The following is a 21,936-nucleotide window of genomic DNA, read 5'->3' as shown; positions in this document are numbered from 1 at the left end:
GCTGCGCCGGTCGACTGGAGGTAGCTGCGTCTCAGCGTTCGACTCGAGACCCGAGTATCCGCTGCAAGGTCTCTGGGGTGATCTGTGACCGCCGGCCAGATCCCGTTCTCGCCAGTTCCGCGATCGTCGTGTGGCCGCAACCGGTGAGGCGTGCGATCTCGCGCAGCGACCTGCCCTCCGAGCGGAGCTGCCAGATCCGCTCGGAGGCCGGCAGCGAGTCCACAGGTTCAACCCGAGGCGGGATACCGGCGGCCGCCGCGATCTCGCGCTTGCGCGTCGCCTGTGCATCGGAGCACGTAACCCCGTCTGCACCCCCGGAGCAGGTGCGCCGGTCACGGCATCCGAGGTAGTAGCCATACGTCGTGCCGTGCGTGATCGTATGGCCTTCGTCACGGAACCGACGCGCGCGGTAGTCGCGGATGTACTGCCGGCGGGCGCCGGCGCAGGTCGTGCGACCGATCGTCCAGTTCGGGCAGAGCCGGTCTCGGTGGCACCCGCGGCGATACCCGCCGAGCGTGCCGTGAGCGTCGAGGTCGGTGTCTGCACCTGAGGCTTCCTGAGCCTCTGGAGCAGACGGGGCGTCGTCGACCTTCCCGCGGCGGGGGATTGGCTGGTCGAGGGGCAATTGCCACATCCGATAATCCGAGCGCCTGCGCACGGACGCTTCGGCGCAGGTGACCCAGGGTGACAGATCGCCGTGCGGGCAGGAGGAGCGGGTGCGGCACCCGGCCTCGTATCCGGCGGGGCTGCCGTGCGGGATGCGATTCGTCGTCATCGTCGCTCTGTCGGCTCAGATCACCGACGCGGCGACCTGCGCACGACCGCGCTCGCGCACCACGTCTTCGGCACGACTGACGATGGTGTGGATCTTTTGCGCCCCGTCGAGCGTGAGCCCTGGCTCCTCGGGCGCGAGCTGTTCGAGGGTGGCCAGCTGCGATTCGAGCAGATCCAGCGGCATGAAGTGCTCGCTGCGCATGAACAACCGGGCGGCGAGCACCTCTTTCTTGACGTCGAGGTGCACAAAGAAGACCTCAGGGGCGTGCTCGCGGATCACGTCTCGGTAGACCCCTCGCAGAGCGGAGCACGCGATCACGAGACCCGTGCTCTCCTGCCGGTGCAGCTCGTCGCCGACGATGCGCAACCACGGCGCGCGGTCGTCGTCGGTGAGCGGGGTCCCTGCCGACATCTTCGCGATGTTCGAAGCGGGGTGCAGGTCGTCTGCGTCTTGGAACGGCACGCCGAGCCGCGCGGCGAGGGCGACGCCGACGCTCGACTTGCCGCACCCCGAGGCTCCCATCACAACGACGAGCGGGGCGGGGAGGGAGGCGGATGCCGTCATGAGAACTTCACCAGGACCTTTCCGGATACGGTCGAGTCGAGCGCCGTCTCGAACGCGGCGAGAGCGTCGTCGAGCGCGAACTCGTGAGTGATGACCGGGTCGATGTGGAGGGTTCCGTCGCCGAGTGCCCGGATCACGTCGTCGATCTCTTCGTGGAAGCGGAAGGAGCCGACCAGATCGATCTCGCGCGTGATGGCGGTCGCGATCGGCACCGGCTGATTGCCGTCGGGCTGCAGGCCCACCATCACGACCCTGCCGCCCCGAGTGGTTCCGCCGATCGCCGATGCGAGTCCGCGCGGGTTTCCTGACGACTCGAGCGCCACGTCGGCATCGACCGCGAGGATGGCCTTTGTGTCGGTGGCCAGCAGCGTGGTCGTGGCGCCGACCTCGGTGGCGACGCGCAGGGGCCGCTCGTGCAGGTCGACGGCGATGATCTCGGCTGCTCCTCGCGCCCGCGCTGCGGCGACGATGAGAGAGCCGATCGGGCCAGCGCCGATCACGAGCACCCGCTTGCTGGCGAGGTCGCCGGCACGGTTGATGGCGTGCCAGGCGACGCTCGCGGGCTCGATGAGCGCGGCGGTGCGCAGGGGAACTCCCGCCGGAAGCTCCCGGAGCATGCCGGTCGGCAGCACGACGTGATCGGCGAAGCCGCCGGCTGTGTGCGGAAGACGCGCGACGGAGCCGAGGTAGGTGACGCCACCTGAGATGTTCGGCCGGTCCGCCGGAAACCGCGCGGGCGACTCGGCGTAGCGAGCGGGATGCACCGTCACTGGGGTTCCCGCGGCGGGGCCCGACCCGTCGCGCGCGGGGACGACCACGGTGCCCACCACCTCGTGCCCCAGCACCATCGGCTCCCGCAGGATCGACTGTCCGGCGGCACCGTGCTTCCAGTAGTGCAGATCCGATCCGCAGATGCCGCCGTAGACGATCTGGATGACGGCCTCGTCGGCGGTCGGCGCACGCAGCGGCACGGTCTCGACTCGCACGTCATCGGTGCCATGGGCGACGATCGCCCGCACGGATGCTGGGGGGACGGGAGAGAGGTCAGACGACAACGCTCATCCCCCCGTCCACGAACACGACCTGGCCGTTCACGTAGGCCGAGGCGTCTGAGGCGAGCCAAACGGCCGGGCCGATGAGATCCTGCACCCCGTAGCGGTTGAGAATGCGGCACTCCTCGTTCGTCAGGCCGAACGCATTCAATCCCGCCGATGAGGCTCAAGACGAACACACGCCCGCCCTCGTGTCGGAGATGCCCCGCCGCTCAGGCTGTGAACGAACAAAGGTCGCGCCACAGGCTGGGCGGGGCAGTCTCTCGTCATACGTGAGCGGCTACGCGTCCAGCGTCTCCCAGTCGATACCGCCACGCTCGGTGATGAACGTGTGGATCTCTCCGGCAGCGGCGCGGTGGATGGGGTTGCTGGCGAACGCCTCGAGTCCGGCCACGTCGTCGAAGGTGGCGAGGACAGCGAGGTCATGGTTCACCTCGGGGAACGCGACGTTCTCGATGACGGCGATTGTCCGGATGGAGTCGACGATACCGACGAGTCCCATGAGCAACTCGCGTGTGCGTGCGATGGACTCAGCGCGGTCGACATCGTCGCGGAGCTTCCACGACACCAGGTGGTGAATCATGCGCCCGCTCCGTTCTCGCCGTAGGCCGGCTTTCCGTCAGCGGTGGTCTCCTGGTACCCGATGATCTGGGCCCGTCCGATGATGTGCGGTCGCAGCCGGAGGCCGACGATTGCCGGGGTTGCGTCCGCGGCGACTTCGAGCGTCGGGATGTCGAGAGCGCTGAGCGTGTACACGTAGCGGTGCGGGCCATGGCCTGCGGGTGGAGCGGCGCCGATGAAGACATCGGTGCCGTACTCGTTGCGGCGGCGCTTCGCTTTCGGCGGCAGCAGGTCGTCCTCGGTTCCCGCTCCGCGGACGAGAGCCGTGACACCGGCGGGGATGTCGATGAGAGTCCAGTGCCAGAAGCCCGAGCCGGAAGGTGCGTCCGGGTCGAAGACGGAGAGCACATAGCTCTGCGTGCCTTCGGGAGCACCTGTCCACTGCAGCGCGGGCGACCGGTCTTCGCCGCCGCCAGCGGAACCGCGAACCCACATCGGAAGGTGCGCACCGTTGACGAAGTCTGGGCTTGTGAGGGAGAAGGAGGGAACCTCGGGGAGCTTCCAGTTCGGGTCGTTGGTCATGACCTCATTCAACGACTCCGTCCGAGCGCGAGCATCGAGCGGGAGTCGGACGCTGCCTCTACATTCGTCCGGTGCATCTGGCCGGACCGCGCTTCTACCGTGGAGTCATCGTTGCCCGAGAACCTGCGAGGACCTCATGAACAGCCTACTCATCAAGCGCGTCTACGAACCTGCGGCCGTCGAGGACGGGTTCCGGGTACTCGTTGACAGGGTCTGGCCGCAGGGCGTCTCGAAGGGGCATGCGGATCTTGACGAATGGATGCGTGACATCGCACCCACCGCGGCTCTGCGGGTGTGGTGGGATCATGACCCGGCCCGGATGGTCGAGTTTGCGCAGCGGTACGAGGCGGAGCTGGATGCGAACGAGTCGGAGGTGCGCCATCTCGCGGCGGTCGTAAGCGCCCACCCCACAGTCACGCTCCTCTATGGGGCGAACGACCCGGTCGTGAACCACGCCCGCATCCTCCGGGACTACCTTCTGCGGAGTCTCGTGGACGACTTCGACAGCTAACAACGCTTCAGGGTGGCACGCACCCTGGCGCGGCTCATCGGATATGTCCGGCATTCTCCCAATAGGTCGCCAGTTTCAACGCCAGGTGCAGGGCGCTGCGCTGCATCCCGTTATCCAGGGCCTCTTTCACTACGGGCGGCATGTTCTCGAGCCGGTAGTAAAGAGTGGTGCGGTGAATGTGGAGGGTCTCGCAGACGTCGCGGACGTGATTGGCGGTATCCAGGAGGACCTCGACAGTATGGCGACGCATCGGATCGGGATCATGGATGAGGGTGTGAGCGGCTGGTGAATACCACTGCAGACGCTCCGGATCTACGAGCACGTCCGCAAGGAACAGCCACGGGCCCACGTTGTCCGCGTGAGCGCTCCGCCCGAGGTCCGGAAGCATCTCCACGACTGCTGCGGTCGCGACCGCTCGCCCTGCGACCGGGAGGAGATCGGTCTCATTCGCCGAAAGGGCGGCGGACCCAATCGCTTTGAGGGCCACGCCCGCCCTGGCTGCCTCGGATGCGATGAGCGCATCGATGTTCTCCGGGACCCCGTGGCGGCCGACGAAGAGGAGCGCTGCCCCCAACTCGCCGATATAGAACAGCGCCTGTCGAGCTGCGCTCTCCAGCGCCTGCCCGAGCGCCGCACGTTGGATCAGAGGCGCGTCTTCCGCGACGGTGATGGCGCGCACGACCGTCTCCGGTCCGCGGGTGACGCCGTGGCTGCGAACGGCCGTAGCGAGCGCCTCACGACGCGAGGCTGGGTCGCTCGCGAGGAGGGAGCGGAAGACGCCTTCGCGGGCGTTGCGCGCCGTTCCCCCCGACCTGGCTTGCAGGAGCGAGCTTGCGACAGTGACGGTCGCGTCGATGGCGCGGAACTCATCTTCTTTAAGGGCGGCGAAGCCAGTCTTGATGAGCCAGATCGTGCCGAGTTGCTCATCGTCGCTCCAGATCGGAATGATGAATCGCTCGTGTGCACCAAACTCGGCGAAGTCGACCGTGAGGGGATGGCGGGTTCGGCTGACCCCGCGCTGTTGCGCCCATTCGCGCTCCACCTGAGGTGTCATTCTGGTGAGAAGTGTGCGCACCTGCAGCTCATCGATGTCGTCTCCCTGCGCGCTGGCCGCAACCAGCCGGAAGTCGGTGTCCTGCATCATGACCGAACGACCGAGGACGTCGGATAGTTCGTCTACTAGATCCTGCAGGCTTGTCGCTCCGCCCCCCGCAGGCAGAGGGATGAGGTCGGGGCGGATACCCGCGCGGTGCTCAACGGTTGCTTGAGTCTGTTCTGGCCACACCAACGACGCTACGGAAGGACCGCCGGCGGGTAACAGGTCCGCGTTGTACCACCCTGAGTCAGCGCTCATCGCTCGACTCCGGTCATCAGCACGGTGGCGGCTCCGCCGGGCAGCGACTCCGCGAGCCGCGTCAATAGGCTTGCACCCAGTCCGCCTGGCTGCGCAGACAACACCGTCAGCTGATATCCCGGCATACTGCGAACTGCGAAGTTCTGAGCGTCGATGGCGATCTCGCCCACGCCGTCGAAGACGAAACGGAAGGTCGCGTCCTCGGGGCCCGAGACATCGTGGCGTTCCCAGATGCGTCGGAAGTCGTCGTGAACGGACAGCTGCTTGAGAAGCTCCCGCAAGCGCGGAGAGTGCGGGTGTGCGTCGCGCCGCAGCGTCGCAACGGCCGCACGGGCCATCGGCTCCCATTCGCGGAGACTGCGTCGCATGCGCTCATTGAACAGCGCGCTGACCTGATTTGAGCCGGCCGCGAGACCGCCTTCACCGAAGATCGTCGCGAGCGGGTTGGAGGCGATGATGTCGCGGTGAGGGTCGGAAACATACGCGGGAGTGTGCGTCCACTGCGACAGTGTGCGCGCGATCCGATCTGGTGTGTCGCTGTCGCGGATGACTCCGCGCGGCATCTGCCCCGACACGAGACGGAACGCGTACGCCGTGGATTCAACATCCAGCCGGAGGGCGCGTGCGATTGAGCCAATGACCTGGTCGGAGGGGCGTGCTCCCCGCCCCTGTTCGATGCGCAAGTAGTAGTCGTTACTGATCCCTGCCAGCTCCGCCACCTCGTCCCGACGGAGACCTGCGACACGGCGGCCACGGGTACGTGGAAGGCCTACCTTCTCAGGGGAGATGACGGCGCGCCGTGCCCGGAAATAATCTCCAAGTGCAATCAAAGCGGTGTCCATGCGCGCTCCCTGGGGTCGGTGTTCTCAACGTGTGCGTTGGAAACGTACCGACGGCCGCAAGCCCGCCACATCACCCGAAGCGGCCGCCAATATCCCACGTCAGAAAGTCGAGCTCGTGTTCGACATCTGTCGGATGCCGCCCACTTCCGGAGCGGTTCACACTTTCTCATGCGCCCGAAGTGCGAGCGCGTGAGAGCGAGGACTTCTGTGGCTGGGACGACCGAGGCTATTCAGGTGATGACGGCTCCGTTGACCGCGAACGCCGTATTCCTCGTGACGGCTGTCACCCCTGACGGCATCGACCAGGTGCGAGATGTCCTCACCGGCCTGGCGGGCACGCTCAAAGCACTCACGTTCCGTTTTCCTGAGACAGCGTTGACGTGCACAGTCGGGATCGGAAACCGAATCTGGCATGACCTGACTGGGCTCGCAGCACCGCAACAGTTGCGCGAGTTCACACCGGTCACCGGTGCCGCGCACGCCGCTCCGGCAACGCCCGGCGACCTGCTGTTTCACATTCGAGCCGAGCGTGCGGACGTCTGCTTCGAGCTCGAACGTCAACTCCTGGAGGCGCTCGGTACCTCCGTCGTCGTCCAAGACGAGACGGTCGGGTTCCGTTCCTTCGACCGACGAGACCTCCTGGGATTCGTGGACGGCACAGCCAACCCCGTGGGGCCCGATGCCGAAGCGTCGGTGCTCGTCGGCGACGAGGATCCGGTTCACGCGGGCGGCACCTATGTGGTCACGCAGAAGTACGTTCATCCGCTCGCTGTGTGGCGAGATCTCCCCACGGAGACGCAAGAGGCCATCATCGGACGCACGAAACTCGAGGGTGTCGAGCTGAATGACGCGGACGAGGGCCAGAAGTCTCACAAGACACTGACGACCATCACCGACGACGCCGGCACCGAGCATGACATCCAACGGGACAATATGCCGTTCGGTAGTCCGGGCCGCGGTGAGTTCGGCACGTACTTCCTCGGTTACGCGCGGAATCTGTGGGTCATCCAGCAGATGCTGGAGCGGATGTTCATCGGCGACCCACCAGGCCTGCACGACCGGCTCCTGGACTTCTCCACCGCCCTCACCGGCTCAGTGTTCTTCGCACCGCGCGGGGACGTCCTCGCGTCCCTTCGTTCCCGGAGTAACGGCCGTAGGTGATGTCCCCAGGCGCGCCGGGGATGTCTCACATCCCACCCCAGACCTACCGTCACAACCATCCACCGCACCTCAGACCCGACAGAGAGCACCCATGACCACCCACGCCGCACCACCCACGACCGACGCCCCGAAGCCGGTCGCATCCGTTCGCCACCCCGTCATTCGTGGCATCGCCGACCCTGCAGCCCTCGGCCTCGGCGCATTCGGGATGTCGACCTTCCTGTTGAGCTTCGCCAACGCAGGCATCTTCCCCGGCGCGGCGGTCGCTGTGCTTGGACTCGGCCTGTTCTACGGCGGGGTCGCTCAGATCATCGCCGGCATCTGGGAGTTCGTGCAGGCGAACACGTTCGGGGCCCTCGCCTTCGTGTCCTACGGAGCATTCTGGCTCGCCTACTGGTGGACCATCACCACCCCCGGCATGCTGGAGAAAGCAGGCGGCGAGGGCATGGGGACGTTCCTCATCCTGTGGGCCGTTTTCACCGCTTTCCTGGTCGTCCCGTGCACCCGCATCTCCGTGCTGCTCACCGTTCTTTTCAGCGCCGCAGCCGTCACGTTCGTCCTCCTCGCCATTGGCGCGTACGCATCCTCGGACGTGATCACCCGTGCCGCCGGGTACACCGGCTTCGTCGTGGGAATCCTCGGCCTCTACGGTTGTTTCGCGTCCGTGGTGAACGCCACCTGGCACCGAACGGTCATTCCACTGGGCAGCCGCGAGTAGTGACATGAGCCCGCAGACCAACCTTCCGACTCCCGCCGAAATGTGGCCTCCAGCCAGCGGCTCTGCGCTCGAGCACGTGCGTCGTCTCGAAGGGCACGTCCCCTCCGTTGTCACCGATGCCCTGCACGCCGCAAATTCACAGAACGCTGACGCTCTCACCCGGTGCTTCCACCCAGACGCGGATGTGGATGGGTGGGGGATGCTGTTCGAGGGCTTTCAGGGAATCACGTTGTGGATCGAGAAATGGATCATCGAAAACCGCGTGCAGTTCACGGACCTCCTGCACGCCTGGGACGGCAGCGACCTTGCCGTGCACACCCAAGTGCACGGAGACAGCTACAACGGCCCAGCTACTTTGACCTTCTCCACAGTCGGCGACACGATCTCTGCTCTCCGGATCACTACGGCGTAGAGGACGACATGCACGAGCACTGGGAACGCCCGCTGACCGCTATCGAGCTACTGGAGATCGAACTGGTCATCCGAGACTTCGTCACCATCCTGAACGAAGGCAGCGACCACGAAATTCACGCCTTTCTCGCCGAGGACGTCACCTATCAGCCGTCCGCGCGGGAGATCGTTCGGGGCCGAAGCGCGGTCGTGTCGATGATCCGGGACATCCGGGACACGTTCACCGACTGGCACACAGAACTCGTGAGCTTGGCGGTCTCGGGCCAGGTGGTTCTGGCTGAACTCGCTATGTGCCTCACCCTCCCCGCAACAGGTCCCCAATGGGTCATGGGGTTTGCGAGCTTCCGCGTGGACAACTTCAGAATCAGCGCATGGCACCAGGTGCACTCTTGAATGCGGACGCGAACCCAGACACCATGATCCGACAGCACACCGACGACAGGAGAACCACTCATGAGCGACGTCAGCGACTTCATCCGAGCGGACGTTCCACCGTCCGGACCGGGTTGCGTGGACTGCGAGAAGATCGGCTCGTGGTGGCTGCACCTTCGGCGGTGCGCCTTCTGTGGACACATCGGATGCTGCGACGACTCCCTGCATAAGCACGCGACCAAGCACGCCCACACGAGTGGTCATCGCGTCATTCAGAGCTTCGAACCAGGCGAGGACTGGTTCTGGGACTTCCGCACCCAAACAGCATTCGAGGGGCCTCTCCTCGCGCCTCCGCGAAGCCACCCACGATCCCAGACCACCCCAGGGCCGGCAGATCGCGTGCCGAGGAACTGGGAAGATCAACTCGCCGAAAACGCATGACTGAGATCACTCCTGGCAGCAAGCTGCCGCTCAAACTAATTGCGGACGCGGATGGACGAGACGCGTATGCGCTGCGCGACTATCTGACCCGTAGCGAAGTGCCCTTCTTATCCATCAGCGTGCCGCCTGACTCTCGGGAGGCCGAGGGCGTGTTCCTGACCGGTCGCCAGCTTCCGCTGGTGCTGTTCGCCGACGGGGAGGTGCTCGAGCACCCCACGCCGGCTCAGGTGGCATCCGCCTTGGGGTGGGTGACGCCGCCGTCGCGGTCTGCGTACGACCTCATCATCCACGGGGCGGGCCCCGCGGGACTCTCGGCTGCCGTCTACGCTGCGTCGGAGGGTCTCAGTGTTGCTGTCGTCGAACGCGATGCTGTGGGTGGCCAGGCCGGTTTCAGCAGCCTCATCGAGAACTACCTCGGCTTTCCCGGTGGGATCTCCGGGGCAGAGCTCGCCGAGCGAGCCCGCCGCCAGGCGCTGTCTTTCGGTGCGGACCTCGTTCTCATGCGTCACGGCATCGCCCGGACGTTCAAAGACCATGACGTGCGCGCCGTCCTCGCCGACGGTTCGGAGATCCATGCCCGCGCGGCACTCTCGGCGACGGGTGTGCAGTGGAGGCGACTCGGTCTAGAGGGTGAGCATGAGTGGGAAGGGGCCGGCATCTATTACGGCGCAGGGACGAGCGAGGCTTCCGCCTGCATCGGGTTGCACGTATACGTCGTTGGTGGCGCGAACTCCGCAGGGCAGGCCGCGATGAACCTGGCCGCCCACGCCGCCCATGTCACCGTCGTCGTTCGCGGAGCTTCGCTCTCCTCGACTATGTCGGCGTATCTGCTCAACCGACTCGCCGTGCAGCCGAACGTCACAATTCTCGTCCACACCCGCGTCGTCGCGGTCGACGGTGACGACCATCTTCGTGAGATCACGCTCGACCAGGCAGGCGCGACGACACGCGTGCCCGCGACCCACCTGTTCGTCTGCATCGGCGGCGCCCCGAACACCGAGTGGGCAGAGACCACCGACGTCCAACTCGACAGTCGTGGCTTTGTCCTGACCGGTGTGGACCTGGCCCCCGCGGATCTTGAGCGGTCAATAGCCCGTCCACCGTTCTATTTGGAGACGTCAGTCCCTGGGATCTTCGCCGCCGGCGACGTACGAGCGAACTCCGTCAAACGGGTCGCCTCGGCCGTTGGTGAGGGCGCGATGGCCGTCACTCTCATCCACCGATACCTGGCGGAATCGGGCTAGACCTTGCGAGAGGGGCTTGCCGCAGCGGCGGATTCCTCCTGGAATCGATGTGCCGCCTCGCGCCTCGTGTTCACGCCCCATTTTGAGAAGATGTGGCGGATGTGCGTGACTACCGTGTGCGGGGACACCATGAGGTCCTCGGCGATCTTCTGTGTCGTCAGCCCCGCTGCGATGCGTTCGGCGACCTGATACTCGCGTGAAGACAGTCCCATCGGGCCGTCGCTGACCGACTTCGCCCTGGTCCGAACTCCGCGGTTTCGGAGCGTTCGGAGCACGCGACTCACTTCGCGGGCCGCACCCAACTCCTCGAACAGTCGCATCCCTTGCACGTAGCAGCTCGCCGCTTCCTCGGCGGTCGGGGCGAGGCTGCCCGCGAGCTCGAGCAACCGCGCGCGAATCAGCGGCCGCTCCACGTCCGCCATTAAGTCCACAGCCTCCATGACAGTGGAGAACGATCCATCGCGCACTGCTTGCACAGACAACGACACCGCGGCGACGTACGCATTGTCGGGGTTCTGGGACGCACGACTGGCCGCGTGCCGCGCGACCTTCTCAACGGCGGCGCCATCGCCCATCTTCTTGCTCAGATAGGCGAGATACACATCGTCGGAGAAGTCTGCGGGAGTGGTCATCGAGGGGATCGGAACGTTCACGCACTCGCGGGCCATTGCCGTGTACCCGTAGGCCGTCTCGATGTCGCCGAGATCGAACGCTTCGAGCGCCAGGCTCCACCTGCCGGTTCGGGTCAGACTCACTCCATCCGCAAGTTGTTCCACGAGGGGTCTAACGCTCTGCCGCAGCTCGACATCGCCGGTGTCCAATGCGATCCGGTGCAGCACCACCCCCGCTGTGGCATTCGCGAAATCGCCGAGGCGAAGGAGCTCAGCGAGATCAAGGACGGTCTCTGCTTGCTCGCGCGCTTGATCCAAGCGACCAAGGTCGTAGAGGACTCGGGAGCGCACCATCATCCAGAACGCCTCGGCGACGACGTACTTCGCAGTTCTCGCATCGCGCAGACCGTCGTCAACAAGCCGAAGAGCGTCCACGCAGTCGCCTCTGCTGTTCAGCATGAAGGCCATCCACAGGCCCTCCGGTACCCACAGCGCCGCGGATCTGCCGGCGCGTTCGAGCTTCTCGAGCGCCGATGCTTGCAACCGTTGCGCATCATCGAAGCGATTCTCGTTGAACAGGAGCACGGATTCGGTGGCGTCCACGGTGGCAACCGCGAGGAGATCGCGTTCATCGTCGGCGTTCTGCCGGGCGCGTGCCAGGCTGTCGCGCAGACCTACCGCGTCAGCCTTGTTCGCGTAGTTGAGCGCACGAACCGCGAGCAGCTCCACGACGGTCTTCTGGGAGACCCCTCCGAAGGCCAGCGCTGTTTCGGTCTCCGCAATAGCTTTGCCGAAGTCTGATTCCGTGAGTTGCCGAGCGAAGGCGAGGCCGACCCGTGCGCGTTCGTCCGCGCTGAGGCCGGGGGTGAGTGACTCACGTATGCGATGGGCATCGTCCTGCAGGCCGCCAGCGAGTACCAACGGAAGCAGCTCGACCACGCGGGTGGAGTGGTGGGTCCGCCCTTGCGCTAACTGGGCTCCACGCACCGTCAACTCTGCCGCGCCGCGGGCGTCGATGGGGGCTAGCTCCGTAGCCGCAGTGAAAAGCAGATCGATGGACGCGTCATCTCCGGCTTCGGCCGCTGCCGAAATCGGGGATGCCAGGGAAGACACCGACTCTCCGGCCCGCAACCGATGCTGCAGGACTTCTCGAGCGACCGCTCGCCGCACTGTGGGGGACAGGCTGTCGTACGCTGCCGCTTGAATCGTGTCGTGTCGGAACGCAAAGCTGCTTCCGGTGTCGACGACGAATCCGAGGTCCAGGAGTTCCTGCACCGCGGGGACGGTCTGCGCGGCGGATTGGCCGATGACTTCCAAGACGCCGCTGAGGGGGAACTCTCGACCAAAGAGACTACCGATCTGGGCGATTCGACGGGCGTCCGTATCGAGCGTCGCGATGCGTTCTCGCACCGATGCGCCGTACCGGGTAGGAACCGCTTCTTTCTCGAGATCGACCATGCCTCGGGACGGCTGCAGGAGCCCCTCTTCTTCCATCCCGCGAAGCATCTCGAGAATCAGAAGTGGCGACCCGCCGGTCTTGCGTATTGCGGCCTCGACCTTCGGTCCGGGCGCGGCGCCGAGAACATCGCGGGCCATCGCATCGACAGCATCCACGTCAAGCGCGGCGATATCGATGACAGAGGCGAACTCTTGAAGGTTGACGAGGAACCGCCGGTGCTCGGGGCCGTAGGCTCCGCTGCGCGTGGCAAAGACCCAGTACACGGGGAGGCCTTTAAGAGTTCGCAGGAGGGCGGTGAAGACCGCAAGAGATGCGGAATCCAACCATTGGAGATCGTCAACGACGAGGAGCACCCCTGCCCGGGAGCTGGCAGCTTCCAGAGTGTCGCCGAGGACTCGGGTGATCCAATACTGCGGCGATGTTCCCTGAATCGCCGCGTGCAGTTCGTCAGCGCTGAGCAGAGGCGGGGCCGCCTCGGTCACCGCACTGATGAGGGCACCCAACGGCGACAACTGCGAGTCGAAATCCGGTGCCACCACGAGCGTCGACCATCCCCGTGCGTGCGCGAGTTGCAAAGCATGCTGCAGTAGACGGGTCTTCCCCATCCCGGGGTCACCGGAGAAAACCGTGACTACGTTCTGGCCGGCGAACGCGAGATCGAACCCCTGCTCAATCGCATGAACTTCTGGCCTTCGGCCACGAACGGGAATCAAGTAGAGGTCGGCTGCACTTCCCGCGAGCGCGTCGCGGTTGCTGGCGCGATGTGGCTTGCGGGAGGGGGGCACGCACTCACGATACTCGCGCAACGGCTGAACACGAGACGAAGCGACTTTCGCCAATCGTCGCAACGCTACTCGGCCAGAGGGTGCGCGAATAGAACATGCGATGTATTGGCGGGGCCCGGGGGATGTAGCCCCCGAAACTGCCGAATAGCGTCGCATCTGCGAACGCCGGATCGGCGGCTCGTGCCAATCCACACACCCGCCGGACACCGGCATGAAACGAAGGAGCCTCTCATGGCTGCAACCCCTCGCCCCGACCTCGTGCTTTCGCACGCAGTGGTCACGTCTGACGTCACCGGCAACTTCGATGACATCGACATCGAAGCGTGGCTGAAGAACCTCCCCACCCACGAGTACCAGCGCTGTGCGCCCGGCGACCACAAGGCTGCCGGCTACACGGTCGACGACGACGGCACGCCCATGTCGATCAACGTCGAGGTCATCGGAGCGGGCCTGGTCATCCAGAACTACCGCTACGAGGTCGCCTCCAAGCACTACTGCAAGATGGTTTCCATCTCCGACGTTCTCTCTCCGGCCGGCTGGACCACCACCCAGGTGATCTGGGAACTCGGCATGGAGCAGCTCGAGGGCGACCAGCTGCGCTACGTCAACACCGTCACCTCGCACCCCACGGAGGAGTTCCTGGAGTTCATCACGGCCAGCGGACAGACCTTCGAGGAGGCCGCAGCCGCCCGCCAGGAGGCTTCGGGCCGTCACTGCGAGCTCGAGACGCCGCACTACGCGCAGAGCATCGTCGCGTACGCCAAGGCCAACGCATCCGCCTGAGCGGAGTGACCATGGCTACCACGGACACGCACGCCGAGCACCACACGGTCGCAGAGCATGAGCACGGCGCGAGCTGTGGACACGAGGCGGTCGCCCACGGCGACCACGTCGACTACGTCCACGATGACCACCGTCACGCGCTTCACGGCGACCACTACGACGAGCACTAAGAACCCGTCTGGGTGGAGGGGGCACAATGTCTCCTCCACCCGCTCGCGTTTGAGAACGAAGGAACCCCATGACCTCAGCAGTACGGTTTACCCGACCTGGTTCACCTGACGTGCTCCGCCTCATCTCGGTGGACCGACCCCACCCCGCACCTCACGAGGTGCGCATCAGCGTCCACGCCGCCGGCATCAACAACGCCGACCTGCTCGAACGTCGCGGCCACTACCCCGTGCCCCCGGGAGCTCCTCCCGGACTCGGGCTCGAATGCGCCGGCGTCATCGACGCCGTGGGCGCGGACGTCGCCGGCTGGAAGGTCGGAGACGAAGTCTGCGCGCTGCTCACCGGCGGCGGCTACGCGGAAGAAGTCGTCGTCCCCGCCACCCAGGTGATGCCCAAGCCCACCACCATGACCATGCTCGAAGCGGCAGGCCTTCCCGAAGTCGCCTGCACCGTCTACTCGAACCTTGCGATGATCGCGGGCCTGAAAGCGGGTCAAACGGTTCTCATTCACGGTGCGGCCGGGGGCATCGGTTCCTTTGCCACACAGTGGGCAACCGCAATCGGTGCCCGGGTCATCGGCACGGCCGGAAGCAAGGCGAAGACAGACGCCGTCCTCGGCTTTGGAGCATCCGTCGCCATCAACTACCGCAGCGAGGACTTCGCCTCGGTCACGCGCGCCGCAACGAACGGGCGCGGCGTAGACGCCATCCTCGACATCGTCGGCACGCCGTACCTGGAGAGCAACATCGAATGCCTCGCCGACGATGGCCACCTCGTCATCATCGGCGGATCCACAGGTCCCGCCACCGTCGATCTGTGGGAGCTGATGTCGCGCCGAGCCAGCATCTCCGCCACCCTCCTGCGGGCGCGCCCCGCAGCGCAGAAGGCCGAGATCATCGCCGGTGTCACGCGCGACGTCCTACCGCTCATCGAAAGCGGTGCCATCCGCGGCGCAGTCGACGCGGTCTTCCCGCTCGCAGAAGCGAACCGCGCACATGAACTTCTCGAAGGCGGGCAGACCGTGGGGAAGGTCGTCCTGAACGCCCTCGAGCAGTAGCCCGTCTGGGGCTGGATCTGTCGGGCAGCGGCATCGAACGGGGGTTGCTGCTCCCTGCAGATCACATCGACTTTGGAGACACCGCCATGAACACACCGGCACCCCGACCCGCAACCGGCGACGTCACGACGTCCGACGACACCGCACCCCGCATGTCGATCTGGGCGCCCCTGTCCGTCCCGATCTTCCGAGCACTGTGGTTGGCGGCGCTGGTCAGCAACATCGGCACCTGGATGCAGACAGTTGGGGCGCAATGGTTCATGGTGGAGCAGCACACCCACCCGCTCCTCATCGCCCTCATCCAGACAGCGTCCGCCGCCCCTGTGCTGCTCCTCGGCATCCCGGCGGGAGTGCTCGGCGAATTCCTGAACCGTCGTTCAGTCTTGATATGGATGCAGACGCTTCAGGTGCTGCTGAGCGCAGCTCTCGTGACGTTGACCGCGACGGGGGAGATGACGCCTTATCTGCTGCTGCTCATCACCGTGCTCCTCGGTGCGGCGACGGCCGTGCAGCTTCCCGCCTATCAGGCGCTGGCCACCGAGATCGTGCCGCTCCGTATGGTGCCGATGGCGGCCTCCCTCAGCGCCGTATCCGTCAACGTCGCACGTGCCATCGGCCCCGCCGTCGCCGGCGTCCTTCTCTCCGGGTTCGGTGTCGCATTCGTCTTCGGGATGAACCTGCTGTCCTTCGCCGCATTCCTCATCGTCCTTATCACCTGGCGCACCTACCGCCCGAACCCTCATCAGGCCGAGCGGTTCGTAGACGCGGCACGTGCAGGACTTCGCTACGTCACGCAGGCTGCCGTCGTTCGCCGCATGTACGTCCGCCTCGGCGCGTTCGTCGTCCCGGCCAGCGTGCTCTACGCACTCCTCCCGCTCATTGCCACACAGCGCTTGAACCTTGACTCCGCCGGGTACGGGCTCCTGCTCGCAGGGCTCGGCATCGGTTCAGTCGGTGCGGCGTTCCTCATCCCGTGGTTCCACGCCCTCGGCGCGAACCGGTCAGTGCTGCTGTCGTCGGTGCTGTTCGGGGCCGCGACCATCGGGGTCGCCGTATCCCCATGGATCTTCCTCACACTGCCGATCCTCGCGATTGCTGGAGCAGCGTGGATCGGCGTCGTCGCCACGCTGAACGGCGCCGTCCAGTCCTTCCTTCCCGTCTGGGTCCGCGCCCGAGGTCTGTCCGTCTACCAGATGGTTCTCTACGGGGCGATGGCAGCGGGCGGTCTCGCGAGCGGACTCATCGCCGGATGGATAGGTGCCATCGCCACCAGCGCAATCGCTGGAGCAGCGACGCTCGTCGTCGCCGCATCCCAGCTCTTCTGGCCTCTGCTGGAAACGGCAGACAAGAAGAGAGACACGTTCGCCCTTCCGCTGGCGGACGCCGTCCAGGACATCGACGGGCGCAGCCCCACACTCGTCCTCGTGCGTTACGACGTAGCAGGCGAACAGGAAGACGCGTTCGTGCAGCAGATGAATGCCGTCGAGCACAGCCGCCGACGAACAGGTGCCCGCACGTGGGCGTTGTACCAGGACAGGGAAGACGGCACGTGGGTGGAGGTCTTCGGCGTCGGCAGCTGGAGTGAACACCTCCAACAGCACCAAACCCGTCTCACCCAGTACGACCGGGTCGTCATCGAGACAGCGGGCGCGCTCGCACTGTCCGTCGACGTGAATCACCTCATCGAGCACGACAGTGTCGTCGGCTCACACACGAAGCCGCGACACAAGCACGCCACTGTGACAGCACGCACCCGACAGGAGAAAACCCCATGACTCTCTCAGCCCCGGACCTCGTCGGCGCGTGGCGGCTCGTCAGCGCGACGGAAGTCTTCGCCGACGGCGTACGGATGCCAGAGTTCGGTCCCCACGTGAACGGCTACCTCTCGTACAGCCCTGACGGCATCGTCTCGGCAACCCTGGGATCGACGGATCGAGTTCACACGAACGACCCTGACCCGCAGTCCGTCTCGACCGCGAACCTGGCGCTCATGGCCGGGGGGTTCATCGCTTACGCCGGGCCATACACCGTCGACTCCGCCAGCGATACGGTCACCCACCATGTGGACATCGCGCTGTTCACCGGATGGGAAGGTAAACCCCAGGCGCGGCAGGCCCGCATCGAAGGCAACGATCTGTTCATCACAGGATCTCCACGCACCACCATCGATGGGCTCACCTTCCACAGCGAACTCCACTGGACGCGGGTGACAGCCCGCGCGACGCAGGATTCATGAGCGCGGCCCGCATCGCACGGGCGCTTGTGCATTTCGCTCCCGCGCCTCGCGCGTGGGTCCCCGCCACCCAAGCAGCCATCGCGGTCGCCGGCCCACCGGCCGTATTCGCCGCCTTCGGACAACTGCGCCTGGGACTCCTCGCGGCATTCGGCGCACTCATCGTCCTGTACCTCTCCGGGCAGAGCAGGAGAGAACGCGCCGCGAAGTTGCCGGTCATCGCAGTCGGCTTTCTCGTGGGCACCGTCATCGGCATCAGCACGGGAGGTTCATTGCCGACAAGCCTGCTTGCCATGAGTATCGTCGCCGTTGTCTTCTCGTACGTGAGCTTGACGTTCAACGTGGGACCGCCCGGCGCCATCTTCCCGGTCCTCACCGCAGGCTCCATGGGGCAGCTGACGGCGCCCGTGTCGATGGGGGGAGGGGGAGTGGACCCGCTTCTCGTTGTCTCAGTTGTGGCGCTGGGCGTTGTCACCGGGTACATCGTGATCGTCGCGCCACTCGCGCTGCGTCGAGTGCGAACAGACGATGCGAAGCTCCCGCACGACTACAGGTGGACGTACAGCTGGGGAACCGATTCTGTCCGCATCTTCGCGCGCCTGACTGTCGCCATCATCCTCGCCGTTCTGGCGAGTTCGTCGCTGGGTCTTCATCACGTCGGATGGGTGCTCCTTGCCGTGATCAGCATCCTGCAGAAAGACTCCGACCTGCACCTCGGGACACTCCGGATGGCCCAGCGGCTCATCGGAACAGCTCTCGGCGTCTGCATCGCGCTCATCTTCATGCTCTGGATACCCGAGGGGTTCGCGCTCGTCGCTGTCGTTGGCGGACTCGTGTTCGGGTTCGTGTTCTTCATCCGCAGCAACCTCATGTTCGCGCTCATGTTGGTAACTCCGATGGCGCTTCTTCTCGTGGCTGGCGGTAACCGTCCGCTCCTCGAGGTATCCATGAGCACACGCATCATCGACACCGTGGTCGGCGGTGCGGTCGCAGGCGCCGTGCTGTGCGTAGTCAGCGTGACTCGCAAGTGGGCCTCGCACGGTATCGGGACTCAGAGAGCAGGGGGCGATGCGTTTGCCCTGCCGCGCGCCGACAACAGTGCGTGACGAGACACTGCCCGCGGCTACGGCGGGGAGCCCTGCCGGGAACGCGCTCGGCGACGGCCCAGTTCCCGCAGATCGGGTGACCGACTCAGGCCGTGCGGCGCACCAACTTCCGATTGACGAACTCGCGGATTCCGTCGGAGCCCAACTCCCGTCCGATTCCTGAGCGTTTGACGCCGCCGAAGGGAAGCTCGGCGCGTTCGGCGCCGACGGCATTGATGAACACCATTCCCGCATCGAGGTCGCGGGCGACGCGGTCAGCCTGCTCCTGGTCCTGGGTGAAGACATAGGAGCCCAAGCCGAATGAGGTGTCGTTCGCGATAGCGACGGCTTCCTCATCGGAGCTGGCCCGGAAGAGCATCGCAACGGGACCGAAGAACTCTTCACGGTACGCATCGTTGTCGGGTTCGACGTTGAGAAGGACTGTCGGAGCTACGAATGCTCCGACGGAGCGGCCGGCTCTGATTGCGGTTGCTCCCTGTGACTGGGCGGTAGCGATCTGATCTTCTACTCTGCGAGCCGCCGCGTCCGAACTGAGAGGACCGAGAACGGTACCGGAGGCCGTGGGGTCGCCGAACTCGATGTCCGACATGGCTTCGATGAACCGGTCCCGGAAATCCTCGAAAAGGTCATCCATCACGATGAAGCGTTTCGCGGCGTTGCACGCCTGGCCGGCGTTGCCGAACCGTGCGCTTACGGCGGCTTGAACAGTGGCATCCATGTCGTCGGTGGAGAACAGCAGGAACGGGTCCGATCCGCCCAATTCCAGCACCACCTTCTTCAGGTGTCGACCCGCAATCTCTGCGACGGCAGATCCGGCGCGTTCTGAACCGGTCAAGGACACACCAGCGACTGCGGGATGGGCGATCAGGTCTGCGATCTGGCGGTGGTCGGCGTAGATGTTGCGGTAGGCCCCTTCGGGGAAGCCCGCGTCCAAGAAGATCTGCTCAATCGCAGCGGCGGATTCCGGGCATTGCGGAGCGTGCTTCAGGAGAATGGTGTTGCCGGCGACCAGGTTCGGCCCCGCGAATCGGGCAACCTGGTAGTAGGGGTAGTTCCACGGCATGATGCCTAGGAGAAGCCCGATGGGCGCTTGCTCGATCCGTGCTTGGCCCGCCCCGGTGGGGAGGTCGATCTGTTCGTCGGCTAGCAGCGCTGGGCCGTTCTCGGCATAGAAGTCGTAGATGCTGGCGCTGAAGTCCACCTCGCCCAAAGCCTGGTCTACCGGCTTGCCCATCTCGCGCGTGATCAGTCGAGCCAACTCCTCGCGGCGCTCACGGTGGAGATTAGCCACGCGTCGGAGAAGGGTTGCCCGGTCGGCGGGGCGAGTCTTCCGGGACCAGCCTTTCTGTGTCGACTGACCGGACACCACATACTCTTCGAGAGTCCCGTCGTCGATGGTCGGGTAGTTCGCCACGGTCTGGCCGGTAGCGGGATCAATTACGGCGTACATCGTGGCTCCTTCGCTTCGAGATCACGCCATAATACGACATTATTGTGACCCGGCACAGGAATGTTCTGAATTGAGCTCCTCGTAGGATGAGCACTTGAACGTGCGTGATGACGGAGGGCAACGGGATGACAGATTCTTCGACAGGCGATCTCGCCTCGGAGCGAAGGGAAGCGATCCTTCTTGCGACCGTCCGCTGCATCGCTCGGCAGGGATACGACAGTGTTCGTCTTCGTGACGTGAGCAAAGAGGCAGGGGTGTCCGTTGGCCTGCTGCAGCACTACTTCGAGACCCGCGATGCTCTCGTCGACGAAGCGATCACGCTTGGCAACGACAAGCTCATCGCTCGCTGGGATGACTCCTTCGCCGACCAGAGTGCTCACGACAGGGTGATCGCATCCATCCGGCGAGTTGCAGCACGCCCTGAGTTGCGCGACGTCAGTGTTCTCTGGGTTGAGTTTGCGCGCGCCTCCATGCGCCACGAGCACCTTCGCGAGCGGCACCGCGCCGTGTACAGCGCATGGCAGCAGCACTTCCTGGAGATTCTGGAGGCCGGCATCGCCGACGGATCGTTCCGGCCGGCTCTGGATCCCGAAGACGCCGTTCGTGCACTGATGGCCTACTTCGATGGGTACGAATTGGAAGTGGCCACCGGCGTCGTCCAGCCCGACGTGCAACCTTTCGAAGACCGCAGTGTGGCCTTCGCTCTCGCACTCTTCGGATCCACACGTCAGTAGCTCCGCTGTCTCGTTGATCCAGCGCTGTCGCAGAGCTCGCGGGGGAGTGTCGTAGAAAAAGCTTGCGTCTGACAATAAGTTCATATTATTGTCGCCGCAACGACCAGCGCACCCGCTGGCCGAGAGGAGGCTCAGCGGTGAGTACGCCAACGCAGCGCAAGACCATCGTCTGCCCGTGCCAGGACGTGACCCTGGGCGACGTCCTCGACGCAATCGAGCACGGACATACCAACGTCGAGACTCTAAAGCGCGCCACCGCCGTGTTCATGGGGGCATGCCAGGGCAAGACCTGCGCGCCGCACGTGAAAGCGTTGATCGGCGAAGTCAGCGGGGACGACTATCGACGTCCCTCCGCCCGCCTTCCCCTGCAACCGATCCTGCTCGGCGCACTGGCGGACCCGGAGGAGGACTGATGCTTCCGGGCGTGCACACGGGCGATCTGCGGTCCACATACGGTGTCGTAATCATCGGCGCTGGCGTGCAAGGGCTCGCGCTAGCCTACGAACTCGCGAAGCGCGGCGTGACCGACGTCCTCGTGGTGGACAAGTCGTGGCCGGGGAGCGGAGCGAGCGGGAGGAACGGAGAACTCATCCGATCCGCGTTCTCCTCGCCTGAATGGTGCGGACTCTTCGACCTCGCGCTCGACAAATGGCAGACCCTCGGAGCCGAGCTGGACTACAACATCCTGTTCAACCGGGATGGCTATGCGGTCCTCGCGTCCACTGATGACCAGTGGGCCATGTTGCAGCGCGACCGTGCGTTCCAAGCTACTGTCGGCATCCGCTCGGAACTCCTGGACGACCGCGACGCCCGTCGACTTCTCCCAGCAGCCGCACCCGGTCTCGTCCGCGGAGCCTTGTTCCAGCCTCACGGCGGATTCGCCCACCACGATTCCGTTGTCGCCGGATACCTAGAGAGAGCGGCCGCACGAGGCGTTCACGTTGTTGGCGGGCGCCAAGTAG

25 protein-coding genes and 1 pseudogene are annotated in these 21,936 nt (G+C 65.2%); 16 read left to right on the top strand and 10 right to left on the bottom strand.

Features of this window, described 5'->3' with window-relative positions; all coding sequences use genetic code 11:
- Positions 1-31: 31 nt before the first annotated feature.
- From ABTZ43_RS11590 to ABTZ43_RS11565, 6 genes and pseudogenes are all read right to left on the bottom strand, one after another.
- Positions 32-775 (bottom strand): helix-turn-helix domain-containing protein, encoded by a 744-nt coding sequence (locus ABTZ43_RS11590; protein ID WP_350538907.1) that lies wholly within the window; start codon positions 773-775, stop codon positions 32-34.
- Between the two features lie 15 nt (positions 776-790).
- Positions 791-1,339, bottom strand: a complete 549-nt coding sequence (locus ABTZ43_RS11585) for a gluconokinase (protein WP_350538906.1) — start codon at positions 1,337-1,339, stop codon at positions 791-793.
- The gene (locus ABTZ43_RS11580; protein WP_350538905.1) at positions 1,336-2,394 is read right to left on the bottom strand and encodes an L-idonate 5-dehydrogenase; all 1,059 of its coding nucleotides are present in this window, start codon (positions 2,392-2,394) and stop codon (positions 1,336-1,338) included. Before ABTZ43_RS11580 ends, ABTZ43_RS11585 begins: the two co-directional genes overlap by 4 nt.
- Positions 2,384-2,500, bottom strand: a pseudogene (locus tag ABTZ43_RS11575) (SDR family oxidoreductase); the annotation flags it as partial. The gene ABTZ43_RS11580 and the pseudogene ABTZ43_RS11575, both read right to left, overlap by 11 nt.
- A gap of 171 nt (positions 2,501-2,671) precedes the next feature.
- Positions 2,672-2,974 (bottom strand): Dabb family protein, encoded by a 303-nt coding sequence (locus tag ABTZ43_RS11570; RefSeq protein WP_350538903.1) that lies wholly within the window; start codon positions 2,972-2,974, stop codon positions 2,672-2,674.
- On the bottom strand, positions 2,971-3,534 hold the full coding sequence (locus ABTZ43_RS11565; protein WP_350538902.1) for a YbhB/YbcL family Raf kinase inhibitor-like protein: 564 nt from the start codon (positions 3,532-3,534) through the stop codon (positions 2,971-2,973). The genes ABTZ43_RS11570 and ABTZ43_RS11565 overlap by 4 nt, the downstream gene beginning before the upstream one ends.
- Positions 3,535-3,670: 136 nt before the next feature.
- Between ABTZ43_RS11565 and ABTZ43_RS11560 the strand changes: the two genes are divergently transcribed.
- A complete protein-coding gene (locus ABTZ43_RS11560; RefSeq protein WP_350538901.1) occupies positions 3,671-4,045 on the top strand; it encodes a DUF488 domain-containing protein in 375 nt (124 codons plus the stop codon).
- 34 nt (positions 4,046-4,079) lie between these two features.
- Here the strand turns inward: ABTZ43_RS11560 and ABTZ43_RS11555 are convergent, their stop codons facing one another.
- Both ABTZ43_RS11555 and ABTZ43_RS11550 read right to left on the bottom strand, forming a co-directional pair.
- Positions 4,080-5,189, bottom strand: coding sequence for a PucR family transcriptional regulator (locus ABTZ43_RS11555; protein WP_350538900.1), 1,110 nt, complete (start codon positions 5,187-5,189; stop codon positions 4,080-4,082).
- 206 nt (positions 5,190-5,395) lie between these two features.
- Positions 5,396-6,241 (bottom strand): helix-turn-helix domain-containing protein, encoded by an 846-nt coding sequence (locus ABTZ43_RS11550; RefSeq protein ID WP_350538899.1) that lies wholly within the window; start codon positions 6,239-6,241, stop codon positions 5,396-5,398.
- A gap of 207 nt (positions 6,242-6,448) precedes the next feature.
- Between ABTZ43_RS11550 and ABTZ43_RS11545 the strand changes: the two genes are divergently transcribed.
- From ABTZ43_RS11545 to ABTZ43_RS11520, 6 genes are all read left to right on the top strand, one after another.
- Positions 6,449-7,402 (top strand): Dyp-type peroxidase, encoded by a 954-nt coding sequence (locus ABTZ43_RS11545; protein WP_350538898.1) that lies wholly within the window; start codon positions 6,449-6,451, stop codon positions 7,400-7,402.
- A 91-nt stretch (positions 7,403-7,493) separates the two neighbouring features.
- A complete protein-coding gene (locus ABTZ43_RS11540; protein ID WP_350538897.1) occupies positions 7,494-8,120 on the top strand; it encodes an acetate uptake transporter in 627 nt (208 codons plus the stop codon).
- A gap of 4 nt (positions 8,121-8,124) precedes the next feature.
- Entirely contained in the window at positions 8,125-8,532 is a 408-nt protein-coding gene (locus ABTZ43_RS11535) for a nuclear transport factor 2 family protein (protein ID WP_350538896.1), read from the top strand.
- 8 nt (positions 8,533-8,540) lie between these two features.
- The gene (locus ABTZ43_RS11530; RefSeq protein ID WP_350538895.1) at positions 8,541-8,924 is read left to right on the top strand and encodes a nuclear transport factor 2 family protein; all 384 of its coding nucleotides are present in this window, start codon (positions 8,541-8,543) and stop codon (positions 8,922-8,924) included.
- A gap of 60 nt (positions 8,925-8,984) precedes the next feature.
- On the top strand, positions 8,985-9,344 hold the full coding sequence (locus tag ABTZ43_RS11525; protein WP_350538894.1) for a UBP-type zinc finger domain-containing protein: 360 nt from the start codon (positions 8,985-8,987) through the stop codon (positions 9,342-9,344).
- On the top strand, positions 9,341-10,588 hold the full coding sequence (locus tag ABTZ43_RS11520) for an NAD(P)/FAD-dependent oxidoreductase (protein ID WP_350538893.1): 1,248 nt from the start codon (positions 9,341-9,343) through the stop codon (positions 10,586-10,588). The genes ABTZ43_RS11525 and ABTZ43_RS11520 overlap by 4 nt, the downstream gene beginning before the upstream one ends.
- Here the strand turns inward: ABTZ43_RS11520 and ABTZ43_RS11515 are convergent.
- Positions 10,585-13,443: a helix-turn-helix transcriptional regulator gene (locus ABTZ43_RS11515; RefSeq protein WP_350538892.1), complete on the bottom strand. Its 2,859-nt coding sequence runs from the start codon at positions 13,441-13,443 to the stop codon at positions 10,585-10,587. The two genes, ABTZ43_RS11520 and ABTZ43_RS11515, sit on opposite strands and share 4 nt — an antisense overlap.
- Before the next feature lie 231 nt (positions 13,444-13,674).
- Between ABTZ43_RS11515 and ABTZ43_RS11510 the strand changes: the two genes are divergently transcribed.
- The 6 genes from ABTZ43_RS11510 to ABTZ43_RS11485 all read left to right on the top strand — a co-directional run bounded on the left by ABTZ43_RS11510 (position 13,675) and on the right by ABTZ43_RS11485 (position 18,790).
- Positions 13,675-14,226 (top strand): hypothetical protein, encoded by a 552-nt coding sequence (locus ABTZ43_RS11510; RefSeq protein ID WP_350538891.1) that lies wholly within the window; start codon positions 13,675-13,677, stop codon positions 14,224-14,226.
- A gap of 11 nt (positions 14,227-14,237) precedes the next feature.
- The gene (locus tag ABTZ43_RS11505) at positions 14,238-14,396 is read left to right on the top strand and encodes a zinc transporter permease (protein WP_194762343.1); all 159 of its coding nucleotides are present in this window, start codon (positions 14,238-14,240) and stop codon (positions 14,394-14,396) included.
- Between the two features lie 68 nt (positions 14,397-14,464).
- The gene (locus ABTZ43_RS11500) at positions 14,465-15,451 is read left to right on the top strand and encodes an NAD(P)H-quinone oxidoreductase (RefSeq protein WP_350538890.1); all 987 of its coding nucleotides are present in this window, start codon (positions 14,465-14,467) and stop codon (positions 15,449-15,451) included.
- An 86-nt stretch (positions 15,452-15,537) separates the two neighbouring features.
- Entirely contained in the window at positions 15,538-17,226 is a 1,689-nt protein-coding gene (locus ABTZ43_RS11495) for an MFS transporter (RefSeq protein WP_350538889.1), read from the top strand.
- Positions 17,223-17,687: a lipocalin-like domain-containing protein gene (locus tag ABTZ43_RS11490; RefSeq protein ID WP_350538887.1), complete on the top strand. Its 465-nt coding sequence runs from the start codon at positions 17,223-17,225 to the stop codon at positions 17,685-17,687. Before ABTZ43_RS11495 ends, ABTZ43_RS11490 begins: the two co-directional genes overlap by 4 nt.
- On the top strand, positions 17,684-18,790 hold the full coding sequence (locus ABTZ43_RS11485) for an FUSC family protein (protein WP_350538886.1): 1,107 nt from the start codon (positions 17,684-17,686) through the stop codon (positions 18,788-18,790). Before ABTZ43_RS11490 ends, ABTZ43_RS11485 begins: the two co-directional genes overlap by 4 nt.
- Positions 18,791-18,875: 85 nt before the next feature.
- On the opposite strand, the gene ABTZ43_RS11480 is transcribed toward ABTZ43_RS11485, so the two are convergent.
- Entirely contained in the window at positions 18,876-20,240 is a 1,365-nt protein-coding gene (locus ABTZ43_RS11480; protein WP_350538885.1) for an NAD-dependent succinate-semialdehyde dehydrogenase, read from the bottom strand.
- A gap of 125 nt (positions 20,241-20,365) precedes the next feature.
- On the opposite strand from ABTZ43_RS11480, the gene ABTZ43_RS11475 reads away from it, so the two are divergent.
- The 3 genes from ABTZ43_RS11475 to ABTZ43_RS11465 all read left to right on the top strand — a co-directional run.
- Positions 20,366-20,974: a TetR/AcrR family transcriptional regulator gene (locus tag ABTZ43_RS11475; protein ID WP_350538883.1), complete on the top strand. Its 609-nt coding sequence runs from the start codon at positions 20,366-20,368 to the stop codon at positions 20,972-20,974.
- Between the two features lie 137 nt (positions 20,975-21,111).
- Complete coding sequence (locus ABTZ43_RS11470; RefSeq protein WP_350538882.1) at positions 21,112-21,387, top strand: (2Fe-2S)-binding protein; 276 nt, start codon at positions 21,112-21,114, stop codon at positions 21,385-21,387.
- Positions 21,387-21,936, top strand: a 550-nt coding sequence (locus ABTZ43_RS11465) for an NAD(P)/FAD-dependent oxidoreductase (protein ID WP_350538881.1), incomplete at its 3' end; no start/stop codon positions are given. The genes ABTZ43_RS11470 and ABTZ43_RS11465, both read left to right, overlap by 1 nt.

This window comes from Microbacterium sp. NPDC097977 (assembly GCF_040302605.1).
Classification (GTDB): Bacteria; Actinomycetota; Actinomycetes; order Actinomycetales; family Microbacteriaceae; genus Microbacterium.
This window is presented reverse-complemented; position numbering and strand designations above follow the sequence as displayed.